The organism is Erwinia sp. (assembly GCF_031978025.1).
In the GTDB taxonomy this organism is placed as follows: Bacteria; Pseudomonadota; Gammaproteobacteria; order Enterobacterales; family Enterobacteriaceae; genus Erwinia.
This window is the reverse complement of the sequence record NZ_DALZCD010000221.1, coordinates 1-7397: the sequence shown is the minus strand read 5'-3', so window position 1 is coordinate 7397 and position 7397 is coordinate 1. Positions and strand designations below refer to the sequence as shown.

Below are 7397 nucleotides of genomic sequence, written 5' to 3'. Positions count from 1 at the left end.
CGAAGGTGTCGGTGTTCAACTGATTTTTTTCTACTGGGACGCCGAAGATGTCCGATATCATACTTACGCCAGGTCAGGAGAGCAGTCTGACCCTTTTTCTGTCGCTGGTGACGGGCAAGCTGAAACCAGGAAAGCTGTGGTATGACCGTGAATATCGCCTTAAATATCTGTTCCGGTCGCTTGTCTGCCCATATCAGACCCTGAAGCTGGCTGACGCCATTGTTCATGAGCCGGTGATGCGTGAAATACTGACTATCCAGCATACGTTGCCGAGCAAGATCCACCGGCCTTACCTGTATGGTGGAATGCCGGTGGCAGCACGCGTCGAGGCGATTATTTCTCACTATCGTTTCGCCCAACACTTGCCACATCCCCTTCTTCGGCAGGCGCTACTTAGCCAGCAAGGATCAGAACTGCTGAGTTTTGAGGGCAAGGGTGGCGAACGTTTTTCCATCACGATGGCCTGCACTGGCCGTTGCGAAAGAGAAGGCGAGGTCAATCTGTTCTTCAGTCAGGATGGGATAAAACTGGCGGTAGTGACGTTTACCGTGTGCGAGCAACAAGGTAAAAAAGTCGTGATAATCGGCGGTATTCAGGGTGCGCATCGCGATACGCCGCACGAACTGATCCGTTCCGCGACCAAAGCCAATTATGGTTTATTTCCGAAACGCCTGTTACTGGAGACGCTGGCGCTGTTCTGCCGGGCAACGGGGATTGTGCAGATTCAGGCCGTCAGCGACAAAGGTCATATTTTCCGCAGTTGGCGCTATCGCCTGAAAAAGAAAAGTCTTTTTCATGCCAGCTACGACGAGTTTTGGCAGACGCTTAATGCTGTCCCGATGTCTTCGCCGCTTTATTGCCTGCCGACGACTTTTGCGCGCAAGCCGCTGGAGGAGATTGCCAGCAAAAAACGGTCAGAGTATCGGAAACGTTACGAGCTGCTGGACGCCCTTGCAGAGCAGTTTACTGCGCATAGCGGCTGATCCGGCTCTACGGATAAACCGCACCGATCTGCGTGCGGTTTACCTCAGCGGTTTTCCTTTACCACATCATCTATTTTCCAGCCGTTTTTATCTTTGCGCATCGTGACCAGTAACAGCTGACGATCCTCAGGATCTTTACCTAACGCCACGTCACCTGAGGCAACTTCGCCGTTGACGGTAAAACGGCTGGCGCTAACGTGATCTACCCAGCTGTCGCTATAGTCCTGATCCTGTAAGAAGAAGTCATCGTCCATGCCGTCAGGGCTTTTGATCAAGACATTGATCTTTTGCAGCAGCTGCGGCGTGACATACTGATTTAACACCGGATCGTGCTCATCGATCGGGCTTTCATCCTTGCTTAACGCGCTCAGATACCAGCTATAAAATTCCTGGCTGATTTTTTGCGGATCCTGTTCCGCCGCGCTGGCCTGGGACGCCAGTAGGGCTATACCCAGCGCCAATATCCATTTTTTCATCAAAAATCTCTGTTCGTTACGTCTTGCGTGACGGCGCCACGCTGCCGGTTAATTTACCTTCTCAGCGCGCTGAAGGAACCCGTTTCCACATTATTTTTGGTAAATGTTTATACTGCATTTCGCCGTAGCCAGCAGGTCATTACCTCTGCCAGAGCGGCAGGCTGTTCCAGGGGTAGCATATGGCCAGAGTCTGCAATTATGTCCAGTTCGGCATGCGGAATACGTTCATACAGCGTTTGCGACTCCTGTATTGAGCGCATGCGATCTTCTGCGGCAGCGATGATCAACGTCGGGCATGCAATCTGTGACAGCAGATCGCTATCGCTGTTGCGTGCCATAACCAGCTGACGGCAGTACGCCTCTTTGCCCATCCGCAGGCTCATCTGGAAAATCTGCGTTTTTAAGCGTTCATTGTTTGCCTGTTTTTTACTGAGCGAAAGCGCGATGCTTTTCTGCCCCAGACCGCGAAAGGCACCGCTTGTTGACTGTAGCGAGCGTGCCGTAGCGGCTTTGAAAGCCCGCAGCTCCGCACTGTCTGCCTCGCTGGAGGTGGCGATCAGAATCAGCTTTTCTACCCGCTCCGGCGCCTGCCGGATCATTTCACGAGCCACATACCCCCCCATCGAAAACCCTACCAGGGTAAATCGCTCGGGTGCCTGCCGCAGCACGCTGGTCGCCATCGCTTTCAGCTGGCTTTCACGGGTGAGATCGCCATAAATTAGCGGGCCAAACGGTGCCAGATCCGTCGCCATAGCCTGCCACAAACCGGCATCGCACATGACGCCCGGCAATAAAACCATCGCCATCAGTTCCTCCTGGTAGGTCAGGCTGAGAATACCATTTATACGATAATAAGTTGAGTATCGCCTGGCGTGTTTGTTGATAAACAGGAGCAGGCGTTAGGGCGCGTTTCTTCGCAGCAGACCGCCAGGATCGGGCGTTGGATAGTCAACATCGATGCCCAACGGCACGGCATAGCGGCTCTGCCAAAGCTGTAAATGAAGCGCATCCAGCCGCTCCGCCATAGCGGCGTCATTCAGCACCAGCTCCAGGTTGCGTGAGCGATCGAAATAACCACCGCTCCAGTTACTGGTGCCTACCCAGGCCAGCTCGCCGTCAATGGTCATGATTTTGCTATGCACTACCCGGGCGTAGGGAATAAACCCGCTGCCTGCTTCCGGTATCGTAACGATTTTTATCGCTATGCCCGGTATCAGCGCCAGGCTTTTTAGCCAGGCGATATCAGGCTGTCGGGTGTTCCAGTTAGCCACCATCAACTCGACCTGCACGCCGCGTGCTGCCGCCGCGCGCAGCGCGTTGTCGATAACGCCGTAAAAAGGCCGACTGCGCTTTGTGCCAAACGACAACGGTGCATAGTCCATTACCTGCACCCGAATATGCTTTCTGGCCGAAGCAAGCAGCTGTGGCAGCACCGCCTGTGAATCGGCAATGCCTGCCGGATTCCATGCTCGCGGACTGGCAACCAGATAGCGCCCTGTGCGTAGGTCGGCAGGCAAAGCGTCCGTACCGGTTTCAGGCACCTTTTCGCCGGCTTCCAGCAGCGGCTGCACGGACCAGTCGTGATTAAAAATAGCAATAATCTGCGCTACGACCGGCGCGTCGCTAATCAGCAGGCCCGTTTCCTGAATATGTTCCAGCGCCCGCCAGTCGAAATTCTGGCTGCCGACGAAGCTTTGTTTATCGTCTACTATCAGGTATTTCGCATGAATAATACCGCCAGCCAGCCGGGTGAAACGGATAACGCGGAAGGTGAGTCCGGGAATCGCTTTCAGTTGTGTTATCGTCTCCGGCGTGCTGAGCTTCAGCCCTTTTTCATCCATCAGGAAGCGGATTTTCACGCCGCGCTCGCCCGCCTGCCGCAGTGCCTCGATCGCTTTATCCAGCCTCGAACCCGGCTCGTTGGCGACGTAAAACTGAGCAATATCAATTTGCGTACGGGCGCGGGCAAATATCTCCTGCCACACCACGCTGCTGCTACGCAGATCCGATGCCGCCAGCGTGGTTTCTGCAGGTGCGTCATACACCAGTTCATAACCCGCCGTCACAAACTTTGTCTCAGCAAACGGGCTAATCAGCCGCAGCCCGCCGCACAGTAATCGTTTGCCCCGCTGCGCAAGGTCGCGCATAGCGGCGCATGCCGTTGTTGCGTGGCTCTGTAAAAGGATCGGGCCGTTGTACAGGCGTGGACGTCCGCAACAACGGCACCTTAAGTCATTCATTAATGTGCTCCATACGGTTCGGCAATAATTTATTGCGGCCAGGCTAACCAAGGCATACACAGGCAAACATGCATCACCACATTCACTACCTGAAGGCCACGCGAACAAACATGCATCGCCACATTCACTACCTGAAGGCCACGCGGGCAAACATGCATCACCACTTTCACTACCCGAAGGCCCATGCAGGCAAACATTCATCACCACATTCACTACCTGAAGGCCCACGCAGGCAAACATGCATCACCACATTCGCTATCTGAAGGCCATGCGGGCAAACATGCATCACCACATTCACTACCTGAAGGCCATGCGGGCAAACATTCATCGCCACTTCGCTATCTGAAGGCCACGCGGGCAAACATGCATCACCACACTTGCTATCTGAAGACCACGCAGGCAAGCATTCATCACCACATTCACTATCTGAAGGCCCACGCAGGCAAACATGCATCACCACACTTGCTATCTGAAGACCACGCAGGCAAACATTCTTCATCAGGCTTCATGCCCATCAGACGTTTGGTGTCCAGCATCAGGCCTGGCATAGCGCGCTACGCCTTCTTGATTTCATCCAGATAGTTGTAAATGGTGTAACGCGTCACGCCCAGCGCTTTTGCCGCTTTTTCCACCCCGCCGCGCACGATGAACAGACCTTTGTCCTGCATAGTGCGCACTATCGCTATCTTCTCTTTTTTCGACACTCCCGCTATCCCGGAAGACGGCATAGCGGAGCAAATAATTTCGTTCATGCGCGTTTCCAGGCTGGAAATTTCCTCTGCCGGCACGCTGGCAGGCAGCAGCTGCCGAAGCAGGGTTTGGGCTGTTTCCAGGGCAGAATGATCGGCGTTAAAGCACAGCGAAACCAACGGTTGATGGTTTTCGTCCCTGAACATAACGGTAGCGCTTTGCAGTGCCGTGCCGCGTACGCTGGTGGTGCGATAATCTTTAAAAACCTGCGGATTTTCACCGGTCGGCTTTTGCTCTAACAGCCCCAGAAAGCCCAAATCGTTTTCGGGCGCGCTCTGTAGCGGACTGCCAGGCTGGCGACCGGAGATATGACCGTTAATGATTTTTACCACCGAAGAAGCGGGTTGGGTCAGATCGTGCAGCACGATCTCCAGATGCTGGCCAGTAACCGACGCGAGCGCATCCATTACCGCACTCATCTCTTTAATCAACCGCGTTTTTTCTTCTTTACTGCTCATTGGCTTTTCTCCAGCGAAAACAGGTTATTACCCTGACTGCCATTTGGCAAAAAAATCAACGAAATGTTGATTGATCAATTTTTTGTTGATAATTTACCCTTATCGGTAGCGTGCTGCCTGGTATCCTTTGTGCCGGACGAGCCGGCCACCTCATCATTTGATGCGGGCAGGCTGCGCTTTCCTTTTTTCCTGCGTCGTTTCTTTTCATCAGCCTTCAGGAATAAAAATGCATCTACACCACACCACACCGCTTATTCCGTCACGTCCTCTGAGTCTGTTAGCCGGGCAGGACGTCTGGCTGAAAATGGAGGCGTTTCAGCCACCCGGTTCGTTTAAAATCCGCGGCATTGGGCTGGCCTGTCAGCACTATTTACGCCAGGGTGCCGAACGCTTTGTCTCCTCATCGGGTGGCAATGCGGGCATGGCGGTCGCCTGGGCTGGTCGTCAGCTGGGCGTGCCCGTTATCGTTGTGGTGCCCGAAACCACTTCCGCACGGGCCATTGAACTGCTGCGTCAGGAGAATGCGGACGTTATCATCCACGGCGCCTCCTGGCAGGAGGCTAACCAGTATGCGCAGTCGCTGCTGGGCAGCAAAGATGCTTTTTTGCATCCGTTTGACGATCCTTTGTTGTGGCAGGGCCATGCTACGATGATCGATGAGGTGGCCGCTACAGAGTGTAAACCTGACGTGGTAATCCTGTCGGTTGGCGGCGGCGGTTTGTTGAGCGGCGTGGTGGAAGGACTGCAGCGCAACGGCTGGCACGATGTTCCCGTAGTGGCCGTGGAAACCGAGGGGGCCGCCTCCTTCCACGCAGCGGTGCAGACCGGTCATACCGTTGAACTCGCCGCCATCAACAGCGTGGCGGGTTCGCTGGGGGCAAAACGGGTCAGCGAACAGGCGCTGCGCTGCGCTGCCACGCATCCCATCCACAGCGCGCTGGTCACTGACAGCCAGGCGATAGCGGCGTGCAGCCGTTTCCTGAACGATCACCGGGTGCTGACCGAGCCAGCCTGCGGGGCGAGCCTGGCAGTCGTTTATGATAGCCATCCGCTGCTGGCTGCGTTTCAGAAACCGCTGGTGATTGTTTGCGGCGGCGCGACCCTCACGGCGGAACAGCTCTGGCATCTTTCCGAAAAGCGTTAATGCCGGTAAATGCGTCTGGTAAAGCGAGCAGAAAACGCTAATCTTCTGATTTCATTAATAACAGGACAGAAGAAGCGCTATGGCAGATCGCGAGCATACCTATCAGGTAACCGTGGAGTGGATCGGTAATAAAGGAGAAGGTACCGAAAATTACCAGGCTTATGACCGCCTGTTTAAGGTGGCCGCCGGGGCTAAAGCAGATATCGCCGGTTCCTCCGATCCCGCTTTCCTTGGCGATGCCAGCCGGTGGAATCCGGAGGAGATGCTTCTGGCCTCCGCCTCTGCCTGTCACAAACTCTGGTATCTGCATCTGTGTGCAGAAGCAGGCATCAGCGTGCAGAGTTACAGCGACAAAGCGGAAGGTATCATGCTGGAAGCCACACGGGGTCGCTTTACCCGTATTATCCTGAAACCGCAGATTACGCTACGCGCGGGCGACGATATTGCGCTGGCGACAGCGCTGCATGAAAAAGCGCATGAACAGTGTTTTATCGCCAATTCGCTGAATTTTCCCGTTTTCTGTGAACCACACATCATCCACGCTTGAAAAAACGACATTATCGCAACCGGAGAAGTCATGGAGCTTTATTTTACCGAAGTTATCACTACCCACGTGGCGATTGAAAACTGGCTGGGTCAGGGAAGCGGCGACGTGCAGGCGCTGCTGAGCCGCTTTAACACGGACTTTATGATGATCCCGCCAACCGGGCGCTGCATGGACATAGCCAGCGTAAGTGACTTTTTTCTCGCCCAGGGCGGCAGCAGACCGGGGCTAACTATCGTGCTTGATGCGCTAACGCTGGTGGAAACATGGCCCGGCGGCGCGGTAGTTCGCTATCGGGAACGACAGAGCTGGTCTGGAGCAACCGCTACCGTGCGTTGGGCAACCGCCGTATTCAGACTGATTGAAGGGAAACCCCAGTGGCTTTCTCTGCATGAAACCTGGCAGGGTGAGTAACCGCGATGCCTCAACTGGCATTGTAGCGGTCAGCCGTCCGGGATCAGCATAATCATTTTCAGCGAACGGTTGCTGCTTAGCTGCCAGCTGAGATGGTGATAATGCTGTTCGCCAAGCTGCGGATGCCGGAAAATACGTTCGCCGCCTTCCCGCACGATAACCTGCTGTAGCGCCCAGAAGGCCCGAAACCTCTCGTTTCCCTGCATCCGGCCGACAAATTCATTCAGCGCCTCATCGTGCGGATAGTGCATGGTATCTGCGCGCAGTTCTGCCACAATCCTTTTTGCTCGCCCTTCCCAGTCTACAACCAGCCGTTGCGCCAGCGGATGCGTGAACATGAAAGCCATCATATTCGGCTGTTCATCCTTATCCAGCCAGCCCTCGAACA

At 54.8% G+C, this 7397-nt stretch carries 8 protein-coding genes and 1 pseudogene; 4 read left to right on the top strand and 5 right to left on the bottom strand.

Going from position 1 to position 7397, the window contains the following annotated elements; all coding sequences use genetic code 11:
- Nucleotides 1–47: 47 nt before the first annotated feature.
- Nucleotides 48–983 carry a VirK/YbjX family protein gene (locus tag RTK32_RS16240; RefSeq protein ID WP_312045775.1) on the top strand — a complete coding sequence of 312 codons (936 nt, stop codon included), beginning with the start codon at nt 48–50 and terminating at the stop codon, nt 981–983.
- A 44-nt stretch (nt 984–1027) separates the two neighbouring features.
- Here RTK32_RS16240 and RTK32_RS16235 read toward each other — a convergent pair whose 3' ends face one another.
- From RTK32_RS16235 to RTK32_RS16220, 4 genes are all read right to left on the bottom strand, one after another.
- Nucleotides 1028–1459 carry a DUF3828 domain-containing protein gene (locus RTK32_RS16235; protein WP_312045774.1) on the bottom strand — a complete coding sequence of 144 codons (432 nt, stop codon included), beginning with the start codon at nt 1457–1459 and terminating at the stop codon, nt 1028–1030.
- A 107-nt stretch (nt 1460–1566) separates the two neighbouring features.
- The gene (locus RTK32_RS16230; RefSeq protein WP_312045772.1) at nt 1567–2265 is read right to left on the bottom strand and encodes an alpha/beta hydrolase; all 699 of its coding nucleotides are present in this window, start codon (nt 2263–2265) and stop codon (nt 1567–1569) included.
- 93 nt (nt 2266–2358) lie between these two features.
- On the bottom strand, nt 2359–3606 hold the full coding sequence (locus RTK32_RS16225; protein WP_312045770.1) for a phospholipase D-like domain-containing protein: 1248 nt from the start codon (nt 3604–3606) through the stop codon (nt 2359–2361).
- 647 nt (nt 3607–4253) lie between these two features.
- Nucleotides 4254–4907 carry a PAS domain-containing protein gene (locus tag RTK32_RS16220; RefSeq protein ID WP_312045769.1) on the bottom strand — a complete coding sequence of 218 codons (654 nt, stop codon included), beginning with the start codon at nt 4905–4907 and terminating at the stop codon, nt 4254–4256.
- Nucleotides 4908–5133: 226 nt separating this feature from the next.
- On the opposite strand from RTK32_RS16220, the gene RTK32_RS16215 reads away from it, so the two are divergent.
- The 3 genes from RTK32_RS16215 to RTK32_RS16205 all read left to right on the top strand — a co-directional run bounded on the left by RTK32_RS16215 (nt 5134) and on the right by RTK32_RS16205 (nt 7009).
- Nucleotides 5134–6051, top strand: coding sequence for a pyridoxal-phosphate dependent enzyme (locus RTK32_RS16215; RefSeq protein WP_312045767.1), 918 nt, complete (start codon nt 5134–5136; stop codon nt 6049–6051).
- A gap of 79 nt (nt 6052–6130) precedes the next feature.
- Nucleotides 6131–6598 (top strand): OsmC family protein, encoded by a 468-nt coding sequence (locus RTK32_RS16210; protein WP_312045765.1) that lies wholly within the window; start codon nt 6131–6133, stop codon nt 6596–6598.
- Between the two features lie 30 nt (nt 6599–6628).
- Nucleotides 6629–7009, top strand: a complete 381-nt coding sequence (locus RTK32_RS16205; RefSeq protein WP_312045763.1) for a DUF4440 domain-containing protein — start codon at nt 6629–6631, stop codon at nt 7007–7009.
- Between the two features lie 29 nt (nt 7010–7038).
- On the opposite strand, the pseudogene RTK32_RS16200 reads toward RTK32_RS16205, so the two are convergent.
- Nucleotides 7039–7397, bottom strand: a pseudogene (locus RTK32_RS16200) (transcriptional regulator); the annotation flags it as partial.

Coding starts and splice junctions, on each gene's coding strand:
- RTK32_RS16225 (WP_312045770.1), bottom strand. CDS start 3,606: ATGCGCGACCTTGCGCAGCGGGGCAAACGATTACTGTGCGGCGGGCTG.
- RTK32_RS16220 (WP_312045769.1), bottom strand. CDS start 4,907: ATGAGCAGTAAAGAAGAAAAAACGCGGTTGATTAAAGAGATGAGTGCG.
- RTK32_RS16230 (WP_312045772.1), bottom strand. CDS start 2,265: ATGGCGATGGTTTTATTGCCGGGCGTCATGTGCGATGCCGGTTTGTGG.
- RTK32_RS16210 (WP_312045765.1), top strand. CDS start 6,131: ATGGCAGATCGCGAGCATACCTATCAGGTAACCGTGGAGTGGATCGGT.
- RTK32_RS16215 (WP_312045767.1), top strand. CDS start 5,134: ATGCATCTACACCACACCACACCGCTTATTCCGTCACGTCCTCTGAGT.
- RTK32_RS16235 (WP_312045774.1), bottom strand. CDS start 1,459: ATGAAAAAATGGATATTGGCGCTGGGTATAGCCCTACTGGCGTCCCAG.
- RTK32_RS16205 (WP_312045763.1), top strand. CDS start 6,629: ATGGAGCTTTATTTTACCGAAGTTATCACTACCCACGTGGCGATTGAA.
- RTK32_RS16240 (WP_312045775.1), top strand. CDS start 48: ATGTCCGATATCATACTTACGCCAGGTCAGGAGAGCAGTCTGACCCTT.